Raw genomic sequence first — 18,268 nt, forward strand, 5'->3', positions numbered from 1 at the left:
CTCGGTGGCGGTGGAGCCCACCGACTTTCGTCGGTGGGCTCCACCGCCACAGCGCACCGGCCACAATGATGTTCTTGCAGATCAGCGCGGCCGTATCGACGATGGTCGGTAGAGATCGCCCCCGGCCGCCGCCGATTCCACCGCTCGTGCCCCAGCCCTAGAATCCGCCCCATGGGGCTGGATCGGGCATTGTCTTCTGCCATGCGTGCAGCACTGGACCGGGCGTGGCAGATATGGACGTGGGGGTGGCAGCGGCGCTACCGCGTCGCCGACTGGAGCTATGCGATCTGGTACTTTCCCTTCGTCGCCATGGGCAACGCCCTGGGCCAAGGCGCGAGGCCTTTCCCGCCCTTCGTGCCCGGCGGCCTGGAGCTTCCCTTCACGCTCACCGTGTTCCTGTTGCTGCCCGCTCTGGTCTCGCTGACGATCCTGTGGCGGCGCAGCAGACCCGGCTACCTGCTGGCGCTGTCGGTGCTCCTGCTCTTCGGCTTCGCCAACTTCGTCCCGGCGACCATAGCGCTCTACAGCTACGCCGCCTGGTTCTCCGACCGGCGCCGCCTGGCCCTGTGGAGCGGCGCGGTCCTGGCGGCGCTGTTGTTCAGCTATCCTCCGCTGAACTCGGAGGCGCCGACGTTCATGCTGGTCATCGTCGCGCTGGTGGTGCCACTGACCGTGGGGCTGTGGGCGGGCACCCGGCGCCAGCTCGTCGCTAACCTGCGCGAGCGCGCCGAGCGCCTCGAACGCGAGCAGCATCTCAAAGCCGAACGCGCCATCATCGCCGAGCGCACCCGTATCGCCCACGAGATGCACGACGTCGTCGCCCACCGGGTCAGTCTCATGGTGCTGCACGCCGGCGGCTTGGAGGTTTCGGCCACCGACGGCCAGACTGCCCAGACCGCCGGGGTCATCCGCACCACCGGGCGCGAGGCCCTGGCCGAACTGCGCGAGATCCTCGGCGTCCTGCGTGACGATCCCGCCGCCGCGGCCCCGACCGCGCCCCAGCCCGTGCTGGCCGACCTGCACCGGCTGATCGAGCAGTGGCGCACAGCGGGGATGGACGTGAGCTGGCACACGGGCGGGACGCCACGCCCGCTGTCGGTCCAGCTCGAACGCACGGCCTACCGGGCCGTGCAAGAGGGGTTGACCAACGCCGCCAAGCACGCCCCCGCCACCGCGGTCGTGGCGCGGCTCGACTACGGCAGCGATGAACTGGCGGTCCTGGTCGCCAACGGGCCGCCTGCCACCCCCGTATCCGGCGACACCCGCCATGTCGCGCCGCCCGCCGGCGGCTATGGTCTCGCCGGATTGCATGAACGGGTCCTGCGGGTCGGCGGCCGGCTGTGCGCGGGGCCCACTGCCGATGGCGGCTGGCGGGTGCGCGCGGTACTGCCCGCCGCCCCCGTAGCCTCAGACGAGGCCCCACACAGCGATGGACCCTCGGTTGAGGGCCGATGACGGGAGGGATACGTGGTTCGGATCGTCGTGGTCGATGACGAGCAGCTTGTGCGTTCGGGACTGCGGATGATCCTGGAGTCCGCCGATGACATCGACGTCGTCGGGGAGGGTGCCGACGGCGCCGAGGCAGTGCGGCTCGCCCGCGAGCTGCACCCCGACGTCGTCCTCCTCGACATCCGCATGCCCGGTATCGACGGTCTGGCTGCCACCGGCGAACTGGCGGCGCTGCCGCAGCCCCCCAAGGTCGTTCTGCTCACCACGTTCGATCTCGACGAGTACGTCCACCGGGCGCTGCGCGCCGGCGCGGTGGGGTTCCTCCTCAAAGACACCCCGCCCCGCGACCTCGTCGCGGCGATGCGCACCATCGACGAGGGCAACGCGATGTTGGCACCCAGCGTCACCAAGCGTATGCTGCGCCAGTTCGCCGCTTCGGTCTCTGACACCGCCACCGCGTCGGCGTGTCGGTTGGACGTCCTCAGCGAGCGGGAGCGCGCCGTGCTCACCGCGGTGGCCGCCGGCATGTCCAATGCCGAGACAGGGCGAGAGTTGGGCATGCGGGAGGCCACGGTCAAAGCCCATGTCAGCCGGATTCTGGCCAAACTGGAGCTGAGCAACCGCGTCCAAGCGGCGATCCTGGCCCATGACGCCGGCTGGGTTTGATCACGGCCACCTCACCCTCCATGGTCTAACGCCGGCGTCGCCCTAACGGGGGAAGCACCCTCTTAACCTCGGCAGCCGGTGTCGTCGGCGCTGCGTGCGAGCGTGAACTGCACGAATACTCCATACCGACCGCGTGGTATGTACAGGTGGTCTCCTGGTGTATATTTCCTGAGGCCAAGCATGGATACCGTCTGGTCGGTTTTGGCGGGGAGTGCCACAATCGGCGGGACCGTGAGTTGAGGGAGCTGATAGGTGTGCCGAATCCTCCGGGGTTGGACCTTTTCCGCCTGCGCGAGTATCTCGACACCCACCGTCCGGGCCTGGTGCGCGGGGAGCTGACCGGTGAGGTCATCGCCGGTGGGCGTTCCAACCTGACCTATGACGTCACCGACGGTCACGGCCGCTGGGTGGTGCGCCGCCCTCCGCTGGGTCACGTGCTGCCCACCGCCCACGACATGGGCCGCGAATACCGGGTCAGCACCGCGCTGGCCGACACGCCGGTCCCGGTGCCGCCCACCGTGGTGCTGTGTGAGGACACCGACGTCATCGGCGCCCCCTTCTACGTCATGGAGTACGTGGCGGGCACCCCCTACCGCGATGCCGCGGAGCTGGCCGCGCTGGGCCCCGACCGCACCCGCGCCATCGCCTTCTGCCTCATCGACACCCTCGTCGACCTGCACGCGGTGGACCCGACTGCGGTGGGCCTGGCCGACTTCGGCCGCCCCCAGGGCTTTCTGGAGCGCCAGGTGCGCCGTTGGAACAAGCAGTTGGCCGCCTCCCGCTCCCGCGACCTGCCCGGCGCCGACGAGCTCCACGACCGCCTCGCCACGGCGCTGCCTACCTCCCCCGATCCCGCCATCGTCCACGGCGACTACCGTCTCGACAACGTCTTGGTCGGGCCCGACCAGCGCATCACCGCCGTCCTCGACTGGGAGATGTCCACCCTCGGCGATCCCCTCACCGACCTGGCGCTCATCGTGGCCTACACCAATCGTCAACTCCCGCCCGGCATCGTCGCCAGCACCAGCGGCGACGCGCCCGGCTACCCTGGCGTCGACGAGCTGGTCGCCCGCTACGCCCAACGCTCGGGCCGCGACGTCTCCAACCTGGACTGGTATGTGGGACTGGCCTACTTCAAGCTCGCGGTGATCCTCGAAGGCATCCACTACCGCTACACCCAGGGCCAGACTGTGGGCGAGAACTTCGACCGCATCGGTGAGGCCGTCCCGCCCCTCATCGCCAGCGGTCTCGAACACGTCTCCGGCTGAGGCCACCTACCACGCCCCCCACACCGCCTCGGGCAACTAGGAGCTCCCGCTGCCCATACCCTTCGAGTTCGACCTCGCCCAGACGCGGCTGCCGCTGTAAGTAAGTCGCGGTGCTCGCACGCGCCGTGTCTGGGTGGCCTCGGTTCGAGGAACGCACCGTAGCTCGGTACCCTGCTGTGCGTTCTTGACTGGTCTTTTGCTGCCCGCAGCACTTCGGAGGTGCCGCCCTATGTCCCGCTCGGTTCTGGTCACCGGAGGCAACCGGGGAATCGGCCTGGCCATCGCCCGCGGCTTCGCCGGCGTCGGCGACGACGTGGCCGTGACCCACCGCTCCGGCGAACCGCCAGAGGGGCTGTTCGGCGTCCACTGCGACATTACTGACACCGCCCAGGTCGACGCCGCCTTCAAGCGCGTCGAGGAGGAACACGGGCCGGTGGAGGTCCTGGTCGCCAACGCCGGCATCACCAAGGACCAACTCCTCGCCCTGATGAACGAGGAGGACTTCTCCGCCGTCCTCGACACCAACCTCACCGGCGCGTTCCGCGTGGCCAAGCGGGCAGTGCGGGGCATGATGCGCAAACGCTCCGGACGTATCGTCCTCATCTCCTCGGTGGTGGGCCTGCTCGGCTCCGGCGGCCAGGCCAACTACGCCGCCTCCAAGGCCGGGCTCGTCGGCTTCGCCCGTTCGCTCGCCCGCGAGCTGGGCTCGCGCAACATCACGGTCAACGTCGTCGCCCCCGGATTCGTCGAGACCGACATGACCGCCCAGTTGCCCCAGGAGCGCCAAGACGAGATCAAGGGCACCGTGCCCCTCGGACGTTTTGGGCGGGCCGACGAGGTCGCCGCCGCCGTACGCTTCCTCGCCAGCGAGGAGGCCGCCTACATCACCGGAGCGATCATCCCTGTCGACGGCGGCATGGGCATGGGCCACTAGCGCCCTTCCCACCCTCGCCCCCCGACCGGCCCGCACGGGCCGGGAGCCGCCCGAGCGGCTCGCACCGAGCAACTAACACAGGACTGAGGAAGCCATGGGAATCATCGAGGGCAAGCGAATCCTCGTTACCGGGGTGATCACCGAGAGTTCGATCGCCTACCACGTCGCCCGGCTGTGCCAGGAGCAGGGCGCCACCGTCGTGCTCACCGGCTACGGCCGGCTCAGCCTCGTCGAGCGCATCGCCAAACGCCTCCCTGAGCAGGCGCCGGTGCTCGAGCTCGACGTCACCGACACCGGCCACCTCGACAGCCTCGCCGACCGGATCAGCGAGCACGTCGGCGGCTTGGACGGGGTCGTCCACTCCATCGGCTACACACCCCCCGACGCCTTGGGAGGGAATTTCCTCAACACCGAGTGGGACGACGTCGCCACCGCGATGCACACCTCCGCCTACTCGCTGAAATCGCTCACCACTTCCGTGTTGCCGCTGATGAAGGACGGCGGTTCCGTGGTGGCCATGGACTTCGACGCCACCGTGGCCTACCCCGTCTACGACTGGATGGGCGTGGCCAAGGCCAGCCTGGAGGCCACTTCGCGCTACCTCGCCCGTTACCTGGGTGAGCAGCGGGTCCGCGTCAACCTGGTCTCGTCTGGCCCCCTCGCCACGATGGCGGCGCGCAGCATCCCCGGCTTCGACAACCTCGCCGCACGCTGGCCCGAGCGCGCCCCCCTGGGCTGGGATCTGAGCGATCCGGAACCGGCCGCGCGCGGCGTCGTTGCGTTGCTCTCAGACTGGTTTCCCGCAACGACCGGTGAACTCGTCCATGTCGACGGTGGTTTTCACGCCATCGGAGCTTAGGCTTTTCCCGATCGGGCAGGAGTGGGCGTCCCGCGTGCGGGGCGCCCACTCCTGCGAGCCGACCACGAGTCGAATAGGGGAGACCCGCCATGGATTTGGGGCTCGACGGGGCCAGGGCTGTCGTCACGGGAGCCAGCCGCGGCATCGGCCGCGCGATCGCCCAAGTTCTCGCTGATGAAGGTGCTGACCTGGCGATCTGCGCCCGTTCGGCCGGGCCGCTGGAGGAAGCCGCCGACCAGTTGCGCGCCCAAGGCACAACGGTGGTCGCTGAGGCTCTCGACGTCTCCGAGGCCGCCGCCATGCGCGCCTTCATCGAGCGTGCCGCCGCCGAGTTGGGCGGAATCGACATCCTGGTCTCCAATGTCTCCGGAGGCAGCGCTGCCACCGCGGATCAGTGGGAGCGCAACGTCGCCACCGACCTCATGCCGTTCGTGCGCATGACCGCCGACGCCGAACCCTACCTGGCCGAGTCCACGCGCGGCGGCGCCATCGTCCTCATCTCGACCACCTCGGCCCTGCACACTGGCACCCCCTCCGGCCCCAAGGCCTACGGCCCGATCAAGGCTGCGCTGAACCACTACGCCGCCTCGCTGGCGCGCACGCTGCCGGAGAAGGGAATCCGGGTCAACACTGTCTCACCGGGGCCGATCGAGTTCGAGGGCGGCGGATGGGCGCGGCGCCGACAGAAGGACCCCGAGTTTTACGAGCAGATCCGTTCCCGTATCCCGTGTGGCCGGATGGGTGCCCCCGAGGAGGTCGCCCGCGCGGTGGCCTTCCTGGCCAGCCCGATGGCGAGCTTCATCAGCGGGGCTAATCTCGTGATCGACGGCGGGTTCGTGGACCGCGTCTAGCCGCCGCGGCAGGCTCCCGTCGTATCCGCGGGCGCTGGTGTCGGGCTGGGCTCGGCCGCAGAGGAGCGGCAGGTCCGCCGAAGCGGGGCTGCGTCGCGCCCGCACCCCTGCCCGAGAAGCGCCGGCCTGTCCACTCGCGTCAGCGAGGGGAAGCCGCGTCGTTTTCCCGACGCGGGGCGCCACTGGAGTGCTGTTGCTCGGACGGTGGGGGATAGGGTGTCTTCGTTGCTCGTGCCTCGATCGCTGCGCGATTTCGCCAGTCTGGGGGCGACCGCGGACGCACTCACCGGCTTGCGCCCGCCGCCTGTCCTGGCCGCCCGTCTGAAAAAACAGCCTCTAACGGTTAGTGAACCATGCGCCAGGCGTGGGGGTCGCCGAGGGAGTCGGTGAAGGCATAGCGCAGCCCGTCGCCGGTAAGAGCCAGCAAGGTCGCCGACGAGGTCGCCCACACGCGACCGCCGTCGAGCTCGACGCGGGCGACGATGGCGGAGGGATCGTCGGCCCCGCTGCCGGTTCCAGCGGTGCGGGCGCCGGAACCGGCAGCGGTATCGATGAGTTCGGCCCAGGCGCCCCAGATGGTGTAGGGGTCGGTGGCTGTGCGCAGCAGCTCCGCGTCCGGGCGCGGACGGCGGTGGGCGAACAACGGGGCGAAGCGTTGCGCGCGCGGTTCGGCCGCGTCGAGACCGGTGTTGACGATCACGCTGACCCCCCGGGGCAGCGCCCGCTCGGTGAGGTCGGCGCCGTCCCAGGTGGACAGCGTCGCTGCCTCGGCGTCGGCACGCAGCAGGTGGAAGGGGTCGAAGGCGTCCAAGTCAGTGCCGTCCAAGCGGAGCTCGGCACTGTCGGCGGCCAGCAGCGGAAGCTCACCTCTGCTGCGCTTGGCGCGGGCGGGAGCGACAGTGGAGTCCAAGACGGGGCGGCGCCCGTGGAACGGCTCGGCGGTGACACGGCCGTTGAGGACCGCACCCAAGCGGGGCGAGGCTGCGGCGGGGGCGGGGTGAGCGGCCAGCCATGTGCCGCCGGCGTGCCGGTCGCGCCCGCCCAGGAGACCGGGCCGCTCGGGCCAGTGCCGGGCCGGCGGCTCCCAGGCGCGGTCGGTCATCTCGTCGCGGAGCGCGGCGACGAGCAGCGGCACGTCAGCGCTGGGATCGTGGCTGACGATCACGGTGCACATCGGAGCCTCTTTCTCCTTCCTCGCGCCGCGCGGGGTCGACGGCGCAGCCCCGCCAGTATTCAGCTCCGCCCTCTTGGCTGGAACAGGTGGGGTGCCCGCGAGCTTCCCGGAATGGCAAGGCGGGGAAACCGGCTCGCGGCAGTCGCGGGACGATCCCGCGTTCGGGGGTGGTCCTCGCAGGGCGCCGGGAGGGCGACAGCAGCGCTCGTGCGGTGCCGAGCGGGCGAGAAGGCAAGGGGCGGGGCAGGGGCGAGCCGGCGCTCGCCCCCACACGTGCCCCAACGGTTGCGCCACGGTCGAGGGAGGTAGTGCCGCGCGGCGAGGGGCCGGGACGGTGCTATGCGCGCTGGGCGGGCCGGGCCGCCCGCAGTGGACCGGATGCGGCCATGCAGGGGTACGCTCCTGGGAGCAGCTCCGAGCGCCGCAGGCCGGCCCCGGGCCGCGGCGCGGCCTGCACGACGGGGCGGTGCCCTGGGCGTCTCGGTGCCGCGCTAGGCGACCTCCCCAGGGGGTTCCCGTCCGGCTTCCCACGGGCAGCGGTGTCTCTTGGGGGCCGACGCCAGGTTCTGTCTTTTGGACAGACGGTGAGGGCCGGCGGTGGGCGGACGGGGGTGAGCGCCTGCCGCTGTCGCCTTCGCAGGCCGGTGAGATCGCCCAGCGATCGAGGCAGGAGCCAACGAAGAACACCCCCACAGCCCCACACCCCAACCGTTGGCACAGTAGAGCCTAGACGGGGGGCCAGGGCAGGGCGGGCCAGTCGGGGGAGGGGTAGGGGTAGACGCTGTGCTCGCACAGGAGGTCCACTCGGGCGCGGGTGGCGTAGCACTCGGGTTCGGTCAAGTGGCGGGCCAACTCCTGTGAGACCGTGCTTTCGGGGGAGGCCAACAGCTCGCGCAGTCGGTGCAGGCCCGCCAGAGCGTCTGGGGGCAGTGGCTGTCCCTGCCACTGCCACAGCACCGTGCGCAGCTTGTACTCTTCGGCGAAGGCGACGCCGTGGTCACAGCCGTAGAGGTGACCGTCAGTCGTGGGCAGCAGGTGACCGATTTTGCGGTCGGAATTGTTGATGACGGCGTCGAAGACGGCCATGCGCCGCAACCCGGCATGCTCTTGGCTGCGGGAGAGCTCCACGAGGTCAACAGTGGTGTCGCCCTCGATCCACAACTGGACCATCCCCTCACCGAAGGGACCGTCGCGGTAGACGGTGGGCGGGACCACGTGCCACTCCAACGCCTCGGAAACGGCGTAGGCGGCAGTCTCCCGCCCAGCTAGGGTCCCGTCGGGGAAGTCCCACAGGGGCCGTTCGCCGGCCACCGGCTTGTACACACACGCCGCACTGCGCGCGCCGTCGGAGACGGTGCAATACAGGGTCGCGTTCGATGCCTCCACCAGGCGCCCACTGACCGTCAAATCGCCGTTGCGGAGCAGATCAACGGCCTCGGTGGCAGTACTACCATCGAATGACGCGGTCATGACACCCCCTGCGGTTGTGGTCGGCTCCAGCGGGACCGCCCCTGGCACCAGTGCGCTAAAAACTCATGGGCCGGTAGCCGTTCTGCCGGGGGCAGATGTGGCCCTCCGGATCGAGTGGACGTCCGCACAGCGGGCAGTTGGGACGGCCGGCGGCCACCACCTTCATCGCGCGGTTGGCGAAGGCGCGCGCAGCCGCAGCGGTGAGGTGTACGCGCAGCACGTCACGGCTTTGCGGAGCTTCCTCAGCGAACACTTCGACCTCTTCGGCGTCGGTGTCCTCGCCCGCGCCCTCTTCGGTCTCTTCGACCTGCTGGGCCTCGACGATGACCCGTGCGGCTTCGGCGTCCCAGGCCAAGGCCAGGGTGCCGACCCGGAAGTCCTCCTCGATGGGTTGCTCCAAGGGAGCGTCGTCCATTGGTCCGGGGGTGAGAACGTCGCCGGCTTCCTCTCCGAACCGTTGCCGGACCTCCTCCAGCAGTTCCTCGATTCGCTCAGCGAGCGCTGCGACCTGTGCTTTTTCCAGGATGACACTGGTGATCCGACCGCTGCCGGTGGCCTGCAAGAAGAAGGTTCGCTCCCCCGGCTGACCGACAGTGCCGACCACGAATCGATCAGGGGGGTCGTATTGGAAGACGGGCATGCCACAAACCCTAGAGGATCACACTCACGCCCGCGATTCGTCGACACCGGGACCGCCGGCGCCTCCGCCGACGACGGCGTCGTCAGAGCCCTGCGCGTCTTCGGCGGGCGGTTCGGGCACCAGGCCGGCCACGGAGCCGCCCACGTCGTTGCTGCGAAGCACGAACGAGCGGGTCTCGGTGTAGCGGATGGCGGTGATCGAGCAGGGGTCGGCCTGCAACCGCTGGAACTGGTCCAGGTGTAAACCGAGCGCGTCAGCGGTGATCGCCTTGATGACGTCACCGTGGCTGCACACGGCATAGACCGGGCGCTCGTGCTCGGTGAGCAGTCTCTCGTTGTAGGCGCGCACCCCCGCCACCGCGCGATGGGAGGTCTCGGCGAGGCTCTCGCCACCGGGGAAACGGGCGGCGCTAGGCTGGGCCTGCACCACCCGCCACAGCGGTTCTTGAGCCAACTCCTTGAGGGGACGACCGGTCCACTCGCCGTAATGGCACTCTCCGAAACGTTCGTCGACGGTGACCTCGCGCCCCCCGACGTTGACGTCGGCGATGGCCTGCGCCGTCTCGCGGCAGCGTTCCAGGGGACTGGAGATGATGGCGGCCAGCTCCACCTCGGCGAGCCGGTCCGCCAGGGTGGCCGCTTGGGTACGGCCTCGCTCGTCCAGGTGGATTCCAGGTGTCCACCCCGCCAGCGTCGCGCCGGTGACCTCGGTCATGCCGTGCCTGACCAGCAGTAGGGTGACCGTGGCGCTCATGCCCGCTTGACCTCCCGCAGCAGCTCGTTCCATAGAAAAGACGGCGTTCCCTCGGATTCCAGCCGTACCCGCACCCGCTCGATCATGGCGCGCGTGGGCAGCCCGACGGCGGCCATGCCCGCCGCGGAGATAAGAGCTCCCAGCAGGAAGGGCAGCGGGCCGCGCGGTTGCAAGAACGAGGCGACGACACCCAGCAGGGCCGCCGTCTCGCACAGCGTCAGGCGGGTGAGGACGACAATGCGCAGCCAGGTGACAGCGGTTCGCGCCGCGACGTGGGGGGACAGCGCCGGAGCCAGCGCGGGCACCGGGGGCACGGCTAGGGTCGCAGCGACCGTGGCAAGACCAAAGGCGGGCAGCGCCAGCGAAGCGGGGGCGACGGTAAACGCCGGTTCGACGCTGAGAAAGACCGCCGCGGCCAAAAGCGGGAGCGACCCGGTCAGCGCTAGGGCGAACGTGCGTAGTGAGGCAAGCGTAGTGGTACGGCGGGTCAGCGAGGGGAAGTACCCGGGGTCAGCCTCAGCGCTGATGGGGTGGGAGCCGAGGCCGTCGCCCGGGTGGGGCCCCTCCGAGGGGTACGCCATGCCCGAACCTTAACAGCCGTCCGGTCGCCCGCGACCGCGACCGGACGGCCCCAGGGACCCCTACGCGCGGCTCACTGGACAGTGAAGCCCTGGTTGGGATCGGTCGGCTGCTCGCCGGTACCGGCCCCGGCGCCCCCACCGGTGTCGGGCTCGACAGGCTGGCCAAGACCGGGCTCGTCGGGGGAGGAGGAGACGGCGGCGGGGGAGGTCCCCGGCTGCGATGGGGAAACCTCCGGCTCTGGCGATGCGGAGGCTTCGGAGTCGACCTGCGAGGACTGTGCGGGCTCGGCGGTGACCTCCTCCAGTTGCGAGCCGGAGGTCGGGGCGAGCAGGCCAAAGCTGACCAAGGTGAGGATGAGGATTCCCAGCGCGATGCGGTAGTAGACGAAGGGCATGAAGCTGTTGGTCGAGATGAAGCGCATGAACCAGGCGATCACGGCATAGCCCACCACGAGGGCCACAGCGGTGCCGAGGAACGTCGCCCCCCAGCCCGCGTACTCGTTGCCGCCGATGTCGAACAGCTTGTAGAAGCCAGAGGCGAATACCGCCGGCATGGCGAGCAGGAAAGCGTACTCGGCGGCGGCCTCACGGCGGAAACCCAGCAGCATACCGCCGGTAACTGTGGCGCCGGAGCGGGAGACGCCGGGGATGAGCGCCAGCGTCTGGAAGAGACCGTAGACGATCCCTCGCCCGGCCGTAAGCTCGGTGAGCTCGCGGCGCTTGCGGGTGTAGCGGTCGGCCATGCCGAGGAACACGCCGAAGACGATCAGGGTGAGCGCGACGAGTCGCAGGTCACGGAAGACGCTGTCGATCTGCTCTTCCAGGAGCAGGCCGGTCACACCGATGGGGATCGTGCCGATGATGACGTACCACCCCATGCGGGCGTTGATGTCACGCCGCAGTTCCTTGTTGACCAAGGATCGAAACCAGGTCGAGAGGATGCTCCAGACCTTGTTACGGAAGTAGACGAGCACGGCGAGCTCGGTGCCGATCTGGCTGACAGCGGTGAAGGCGGCGCCCGGGTCGGGCCAGCCGGCGAAGGCGGCGACGACTCTGAGGTGACCGCTTGAGGAGATCGGCAGAAACTCGGTCAACCCCTGGACTATTCCAAGGATGAGGGCCTCTAGTAGGGACACGGCGGAATCGGCTCCTGGCTATTGGTTTCCGTGGCGACGGTGGCGCCTGGGAAGGGCCGCCGACGAGATCCGAGGGTGTGGGGCTCGGGCGGCGAAGTCGGCTCCCAGTCAACCGGTCACCCCCTCCGGTGGCGCACTGGTGGGCAACGGAAGACGCCGGAAAGGGCTGGGCCTACCCGCTGCACTCGCTTCAGCGGCGAATCGGCGCGGAGGGGGACCCCGGCAGCTTACTCTGCTTGCGACCACGGTGCGGGCACGCTGGTTATAGCACGAGTATGGCCGGGCCGGCGCAGGCCAGAGAGTCCGAGGCCACGTCGACCGGTGACCTGCCGCCCGGTATACGCCACCACCCCGCCCTCGGCTGGTTCAGCCCGTACAAGGGTCCGAGCGGGTACTCTCCGCGCCATGGAACAGCGAAGGCTCGGCGGGTCGGGGCTGTGGGTGTCACGGACCGCCTTAGGCACGATGACCTGGGGAAAAGATGTCGAGGAGAGTGAAGCCGCCGACCAGTTGACCGCTTTTGTGGACGCCGGCGGAACCTTCATCGACACCGCCGATATCTACACGGGGGGCCAGAGCGAACGTATTGTCGGACGGCTATTGCGTACCGCCATACGTCGGGAAGATGTGATCCTCGCCACGAAGGTGGGGCATACTCCGGAGGGAAACCGGCCGTTCGACACCTCACGTCGGCACCTGCTGGCCTCCTTGGAGGCCTCCCTGCGTCGACTCCAGGTCGATCACATCGACCTGTGGCAGCTCCACGTCTACGACCCCGGCACCCCGGCCGAGGAGACCCTCGCTGCCGCCGACGCGGCGGTGGCGGCGGGAAAGGTGCGCTATATCGGTGTCGGCCACCTCACCGGCTGGCAACTCGCCACCTACGCCACCTGGCAGCGCGCCGGCCAAGCGATGGGACGCTGCCCCATCGTGTCGACGGGAGCCGAGTACTCCCTCCTCAACCGCCGTGTCGAAGCCGACCTGTTGCCGGCCGCCGACGACTGCGGCGCCAGCGCCATCGCCTGGTCTCCGCTGGGACGCGGGGTGCTGACCGCCAAATACCGCAACGGTGTCCCCAGCGATTCCCGCGCCGCACTGCCGCACATGGCACCCTACGTAGAGCCATATTTCGACGAGCGCAGTCGCGGCGTAGTGGAATCGGTGTGCACCGCCGCCGAAGGGCTGGGAGTCTCTCCGCTGGCGGTGGCGCTGAGTTGGGTCCGCGACCAGCCCAATGTGGCCGCCACGACGGTCGGCCCGCGCACCGCCTCCCAACTGGGCGACATCCTGGCCGCCGAGAACGTCGTCTTGCCGCGTGAAATCCGGGAGGCGTTGCACGACGCCTCCGCCGCCCCCCTGCACTGAGCCCACCCGAACCAGTCACGAGCATCGTGCGCACGGGAGACGGTCACGCCGCCCCCCGGCGCCTACCGCGTCCGCCGGGCGCGCTCAGCTCACCCCGGCCGGCCCCGGCCCCCGGCCGCTGGGGTGATCGATCTTCTCGCGGCGCAGCTCCCTGGCTTCGGCCATGGGAGCCGCTTCTTTGCATCTTGAGGGGGCAAGGCGCCAGCTTTGTACCGCACTCCGGATCGTCACCGCCGCCCCGGTCGCCCTCGCCGACCTGCTACGCCTGTCGACGGGGAGGCGGATGCGCGTGAGGATCGGGCCGAGGCCGCCGCGCGCTCCCGGCCACGCCCGCACCCTAAAAATCGGTCCCCGAGGAAGAGCGGACTGCCTAGCCGCACACCAGCGCCACCCCGCGCAAGCACCCACCAACCAGCACCAGAAACCAGCGGGACCCCCGCTCCAACCGCAGGCAGGAAATCAACGCCGCGACCAGCCAGTGGCCCCGCAACCACCATCGCGGTGACGCCGCGGCTGCACCGTCGCCCACGGTGGCCCCACCGCGCACGCTGAGGCACGCCCAGCCCGGTTCACTGCCCGACCGTGGTGCCGCTGTTCTCGCTAAGCTCGCTGCGAAAGCGGCATCGGCCCCGCCCGCCGGGACGCGGTGCCCCGTACCACCATCAGAAGGGATTCGCTGCTGTGCCCGAGGTGTCGCCGCATCCGTCCCCCGCGCCCGCGGCGGAGTCCGGGAGTGCCGCCGTCACGCAGGCGAGCGCCGCGCTGGCCCGTATGGGCGCCCCGGAGCACCTCGCGCGAGCGCTGGTGGCGGCATTGGGCTCTACCGCCGCCGAACAGATCACCGAGAACCCGTGGCTGCTGCTGAAACTGTCCACGGTCACGGTGGAACAGGCCGACTATTGCGCCCGCCAACTGCTGGGGGCACAGGCTTCTCCCGATGACGCTCGGCGGGGCCGAGCGCTGGTGGAGCGGGCCATACGCCAGGAGGTGCGTGCGGGCCACACCGCTGTCGAAGAGCGGCAGCTCGAACGGGCACTGCGCTCTCAGGGGGTCCGCGATCCCAAGACCGCGCTGGCAGCCTCCCAAGAGGCCGAGGAGATCGTCGCCTTCGAAACGCTCGACGGGGATGAGGACGAGTTCGCGGAGGGCGAGGCTGCCGACCTGCCCGAGCCGGAAGTGGTGCTGGCCCCAGCCGAACTTGGGGCCGCTGAGCAGCGGTTGGGTGAAGGGCTGGCGCGGCTGGCAGCCACCAGCGAGCCGATCGTCGACGCCGCCACAGCAGCCGAGATCGTCCAAGCGCGAGCCGAGCACCTGGGGCGTCACGTCGCTGCGGCGACAGCCGCTGCCGTGGTCACCGTCGCGCTGCGCGGAGTGTGCGTGTTGGAACACGGGGCCGGCTGTGACGCGGCGATCATCGACACGTTGGCCTGCTGTGCCGGTATCGCCCACGAGAGCGAGCTGGGCGCCACCGTCGCCTGCCCCACCGCCAGCGCAGCCGCCGCACTGCGGGCACGCCTAGCGGCTGCCGGGGCGGGCGGCGGCATTGACGTCGTCTCCCTCGCCGAGCTGCTCGGCTCGCCCGGCACGGGCGCGCCCGAGACGCCGGGGGCGGGCTCGCCGGCACCGGCCGCGGGCCTCGTGATCGTGACCGACGCCATGGCGCTGGACGTGCTCCGCGCCACCGAACTCGTCGACACCTGCGGCGACGGCACCCACCTGGTGCTGCTCGCCGATCCGTGCCAGGCACCGTCGGTGGGTCCGGGGCAGGTGGTCAGTGACGTGATCACCTCTCGTGCGGTGGCGGTGGCCCGGCTCCCCGAGGATGCCGCTCCCGGGCCCGTGGCCAGGCTGGCCTCGACGGTGGCGGCCGGGGAGCTCGCTGCGGTGGACGCCCCTGGCCGCGAGGTTGTGACGGTGCCGGCCCAGTCGGCTGCCGAGGCCGCGCACCGCGCCCTGCAACTGATCACCGACTCCATCCCGCGGGCCCTGGAGATCCCGGCCCACGACGTCCAGCTCATCACTGCCACTAATGGCGGCGAGGCCGGGGCCCAAGCGCTCAACACCGCCTGTAAGACCCATCTCAACCCCGGTCCGGGCGCCCACGGCGGGTTCGACGCCGGCGACCGGGTCCTGTTGACCCGCCGGGGGCCGGGGCACGCAGCGGGCGAGGTCGGCTGGCTACGGGAGATCACCGAGGCGGGAGGCGTGGTCGAACTGCGCGACGGCACGCGGGTCACGGTGGCCGACCCGGGGGGCCTGCGGCACGGGTGGGCCGTCACGGTCGCTGCCGCCCATGGCGGGAGCTGGCCCGCTGTGGTCGCCGTCTTCCCACCTGAGACCAAGGGATCGCGCCCGCAGGTCTACACCGCCTTGACCCGGCCCCAACGACACCTCTCCCTCATCGACGCCACCGGCGGGGAGTTGGCGCGCGCGGTGGGCGAGGTGGCGACGATCCCACGGCGGACCCGCCTCGTCGACGCGCTGCGGACGGCGTGAGGCTCCGGTCACCGCCGCTAGGTTCTGTGGTGCGAACGGCTGGAGTGGGGGCTGTGGAGGTGTTCTTCGTTGGCTCGTGCCTTGATCGCTGCGCGATCTCGCCGTCCCCCAAAAACAGAACCCAGCCGCAGCCGGGACGGCACCCCACACGGGCCCGCAGCCGAAGTCCCCCTTCCCGCTGCCTTTCCGCCGCGTTGGCCGCCTGCGGTGGGGCCGGGCCGCCCGCGCTGGCTGCCAGTAAACCTCTGCGCCGCGGCGCACGTCTCCCTCAGGTACCACCGGCAGGAGCGGCGTCACACGTGTCGCCCCGGCCATGAGCACGACCGGGACGGCGAGGCCGCAAGGACTCGGTTGGCGCCGGTCGTCGCCCGAGCGTTGAAGGAGCGTCGGGAGCCAATGGTGATCGCAAGACTGCGCGCACGGGCGCGGCGGGCCTGGAGTAAGGCCACAGCCCGGTTGAGCAGCGCCTCGGTGTGGGAACCGGCGGCCTATTGGCTGCTGTACGTGGTGGCCGTCACGGCTGTACTGCTGCACTGGCGCATGGGTAACCATCTGCTCGCGGTGGGGTGCGCGGTGGCCGTGCTGGTGAGTGTGCGGTTGATCATCGGTCTCCGCTCGCCCGCCTAAAGATCACGGCCGGCAAGTTCGGGGGGAGGTGCCGGTGTCGTGGCGGTGGGGCACCGGCCAGCCGATCCCGTCACCCTCACGGGCACAGCGCTTTCCCCCAGGTTCGGCTGTTCGCGCCAGTCGTTACGCTCCGAGGCGTGCCTGCGCCGGCCGAGCGCGAGTCCACGTGGCCGCCGGCGGAAACGTCGGTAGCCGCGCCCTACGTGTGGTCTCGGGGCGCCACGCCGCGCGGCGGCACATTCCAACCCGGCATGCCCGCCGGGGGTGTAGCCGCGAGGAGGGGAGGCTCTCTCCCGCAGCAGCGTCGACATCACAGGTCCGCAGCGGGCCCCGGCGAACCGTTTCTGCCGAGATGGCGGGATAGTCTCTGGATTATGCGTTCCTGGTCTGCGCCCGACATCGTCCGCCTGCCCGGCAGCGGACACCCTCTCCACATCCACGACACCGCTAGCGGCAGCCTGTACACCACCGACCCCGAGGCAACCGCGCGGATGTACATCTGCGGCATCACCCCCTATGACGCTGCCCACATGGGCCATGCTTTCACCTACCTAGTCTTTGACATGGTCAACCGGGTCTGGCGTGACGCCGGCCACGATGTCGACTACGTGCAGAACATCACCGACATCGACGATCCCCTGCTGGAGCGGGCCGCGGCCACCGGCGAAGAGTGGCGTGCGCTCGCTGAACGTGAGATCGAGGTGTTTCGTCAGGACATGGCGGCGCTGCGTATCCTGCCGCCGCGTGCCTACCTCGGTGTGGTGGAGTCGATCGAGCTCATCGTCGAGTTCATCGAGCGCCTCCGCGCCAGTGGCGCAGCCTACGAGCTCGACGGCGACATCTACTTCTCCGCCGCCGCGGCGGCACGTTTTGGCGAGGTGAGCGGCCTTGGCCGCGACACGATGCTGGAACTGTTCGGCGAACGTGGCGGTGACCCGGAGCGATGGGGCAAGAAGGACCCCATCGACTGGCTGCTGTGGCGTGCCCAACGACCGGGCGAGCCCGCCTGGGACAGCCCGTTGGGGCCCGGCCGGCCGGGCTGGCACGTCGAGTGCAGCGCCATCTCCCTGCACGAGCTGGGCATGGGGATCGACATCAACGGCGGCGGGGACGACCTCGTCTTTCCCCACCACGAGATGGGTGCGGCCGAGGTGCGCAGCGCGACGGGAACCGGGCCGCACGCCAAGAGCTACGTCCACGTTGCCATGGTCGGCTTGGACGGCGAGAAGATGTCGAAGTCGCGCGGCAACCTCGTCTTCGTCTCCGGACTACGCGCCGAGGGAGTCGACCCTATGGCGGTGCGGCTGGCCATGCTGTCCCACCACTACCGTGAGTCGTGGAGTTGGACAGCCGCGCAACTCCACGGCGCCGAGGAACGGCTGGCGCGCTGGCGGCGCGCCGCGACGACCGAGTACGGCCCTGACGCCATGCCGATGCTGAATCGGGTCCGTGCGGCCCTCGCCAACGATCTCGACACCGCCGCTGCCCTGAGCGAGATCGACGCATGGGCTGCGGCGGCGCTCGCCGGCGAGGGCGACGATGCCGCCGCTCCCGCGCTCATGCGCGACACGGCCGACACGCTGCTGGGTGTGGAGCTGCCCAAGCGGTGAGCTCTCTTTGTCCGCGGGACCGGGCGCCGGGGCGCCGCGTGAGGAGCGGCTGTTTCCCGCTCCAGCCCAGCCCGCCGTTCAACGGTCGGCTAGGCGGGGAGCGGCAGGCCGTTGGTTTGCGCAAAAATGTCACCATTCGTGGTGATTTGTTGACTCAGTGGTCCGGTGAGAACCACGCCGTACCTGAGTGAGAGACCTCGCCGGGGTCGCGTCCTCGCCGCGGTGCGGGGCGACGGTAAACGAGTCCGCTGGAAACCCGCCTAAGACCACTCCTTGTGGTGGCGGCGGTATGGCCGGGAGGGCCCCGCCCGCCAGGGCGGGGCCAACGCCGCGCCGCATGGCGACGGCTCGGGACACGTTTCCTGAACGGCGGTGGCCGCTGCGCGAGC

General features: G+C 70.1%; 16 protein-coding genes. 10 read left to right on the top strand and 6 right to left on the bottom strand.

The window, feature by feature from the left end; all coding sequences use genetic code 11:
* The first annotated feature begins 201 nt into the window (after positions 1-201).
* The 6 genes from ABD848_RS03415 (at position 202) to ABD848_RS03440 (ending at position 6,027) form a co-directional block, all read left to right on the top strand.
* Entirely contained in the window at positions 202-1,455 is a 1,254-nt protein-coding gene (locus ABD848_RS03415) for a sensor histidine kinase (RefSeq protein WP_344967141.1), read from the top strand.
* 12 nt (positions 1,456-1,467) lie between these two features.
* Positions 1,468-2,115 (top strand): response regulator transcription factor, encoded by a 648-nt coding sequence (locus ABD848_RS03420; protein WP_344967142.1) that lies wholly within the window; start codon positions 1,468-1,470, stop codon positions 2,113-2,115.
* A gap of 248 nt (positions 2,116-2,363) precedes the next feature.
* Positions 2,364-3,383 carry a phosphotransferase family protein gene (locus tag ABD848_RS03425; RefSeq protein WP_344967339.1) on the top strand — a complete coding sequence of 340 codons (1,020 nt, stop codon included), beginning with the start codon at positions 2,364-2,366 and terminating at the stop codon, positions 3,381-3,383.
* A gap of 229 nt (positions 3,384-3,612) precedes the next feature.
* Complete coding sequence (fabG, locus tag ABD848_RS03430; protein WP_344967144.1) at positions 3,613-4,317, top strand: 3-oxoacyl-[acyl-carrier-protein] reductase; 705 nt, start codon at positions 3,613-3,615, stop codon at positions 4,315-4,317.
* 94 nt (positions 4,318-4,411) lie between these two features.
* Positions 4,412-5,176, top strand: coding sequence for an enoyl-ACP reductase FabI (gene fabI, locus ABD848_RS03435; RefSeq protein WP_344967146.1), 765 nt, complete (start codon positions 4,412-4,414; stop codon positions 5,174-5,176).
* Between the two features lie 89 nt (positions 5,177-5,265).
* On the top strand, positions 5,266-6,027 hold the full coding sequence (locus tag ABD848_RS03440) for an SDR family NAD(P)-dependent oxidoreductase (protein WP_344967148.1): 762 nt from the start codon (positions 5,266-5,268) through the stop codon (positions 6,025-6,027).
* A 343-nt stretch (positions 6,028-6,370) separates the two neighbouring features.
* On the opposite strand, the gene ABD848_RS03445 is transcribed toward ABD848_RS03440, so the two are convergent.
* From ABD848_RS03445 to ABD848_RS03470, 6 genes are all read right to left on the bottom strand, one after another.
* Positions 6,371-7,201, bottom strand: a complete 831-nt coding sequence (locus ABD848_RS03445; RefSeq protein ID WP_344967150.1) for an NRDE family protein — start codon at positions 7,199-7,201, stop codon at positions 6,371-6,373.
* Between the two features lie 726 nt (positions 7,202-7,927).
* Entirely contained in the window at positions 7,928-8,671 is a 744-nt protein-coding gene (locus ABD848_RS03450; RefSeq protein WP_344967152.1) for an SCO1664 family protein, read from the bottom strand.
* A 55-nt stretch (positions 8,672-8,726) separates the two neighbouring features.
* Entirely contained in the window at positions 8,727-9,311 is a 585-nt protein-coding gene (locus ABD848_RS03455; protein WP_344967154.1) for a DUF3090 family protein, read from the bottom strand.
* A 24-nt stretch (positions 9,312-9,335) separates the two neighbouring features.
* On the bottom strand, positions 9,336-10,064 hold the full coding sequence (locus ABD848_RS03460; protein WP_344967156.1) for a histidine phosphatase family protein: 729 nt from the start codon (positions 10,062-10,064) through the stop codon (positions 9,336-9,338).
* Positions 10,061-10,645, bottom strand: a complete 585-nt coding sequence (locus ABD848_RS03465) for a hypothetical protein (RefSeq protein ID WP_344967158.1) — start codon at positions 10,643-10,645, stop codon at positions 10,061-10,063. The genes ABD848_RS03460 and ABD848_RS03465 overlap by 4 nt, the downstream gene beginning before the upstream one ends.
* 71 nt (positions 10,646-10,716) lie before the next feature.
* Positions 10,717-11,781 carry an undecaprenyl-diphosphate phosphatase gene (locus tag ABD848_RS03470; protein ID WP_344967160.1) on the bottom strand — a complete coding sequence of 355 codons (1,065 nt, stop codon included), beginning with the start codon at positions 11,779-11,781 and terminating at the stop codon, positions 10,717-10,719.
* 405 nt (positions 11,782-12,186) lie between these two features.
* Between ABD848_RS03470 and ABD848_RS03475 the strand changes: the two genes are divergently transcribed.
* From ABD848_RS03475 to mshC, 4 genes are all read left to right on the top strand, one after another.
* Positions 12,187-13,146 (top strand): aldo/keto reductase, encoded by a 960-nt coding sequence (locus ABD848_RS03475; protein ID WP_344967162.1) that lies wholly within the window; start codon positions 12,187-12,189, stop codon positions 13,144-13,146.
* Between the two features lie 681 nt (positions 13,147-13,827).
* On the top strand, positions 13,828-15,642 hold the full coding sequence (locus tag ABD848_RS03480; RefSeq protein WP_344967164.1) for a helix-hairpin-helix domain-containing protein: 1,815 nt from the start codon (positions 13,828-13,830) through the stop codon (positions 15,640-15,642).
* A gap of 396 nt (positions 15,643-16,038) precedes the next feature.
* Positions 16,039-16,269 carry a hypothetical protein gene (locus ABD848_RS03485; RefSeq protein ID WP_344967166.1) on the top strand — a complete coding sequence of 77 codons (231 nt, stop codon included), beginning with the start codon at positions 16,039-16,041 and terminating at the stop codon, positions 16,267-16,269.
* 374 nt (positions 16,270-16,643) lie between these two features.
* The gene (mshC, locus tag ABD848_RS03490) at positions 16,644-17,879 is read left to right on the top strand and encodes a cysteine--1-D-myo-inosityl 2-amino-2-deoxy-alpha-D-glucopyranoside ligase (RefSeq protein ID WP_344967168.1); all 1,236 of its coding nucleotides are present in this window, start codon (positions 16,644-16,646) and stop codon (positions 17,877-17,879) included.
* Positions 17,880-18,268 lie beyond the last annotated feature (389 nt).

Source organism: Salinactinospora qingdaonensis (genome assembly GCF_039539445.1).
Classification (GTDB): domain Bacteria; phylum Actinomycetota; class Actinomycetes; order Streptosporangiales; family Streptosporangiaceae; genus Salinactinospora; species Salinactinospora qingdaonensis.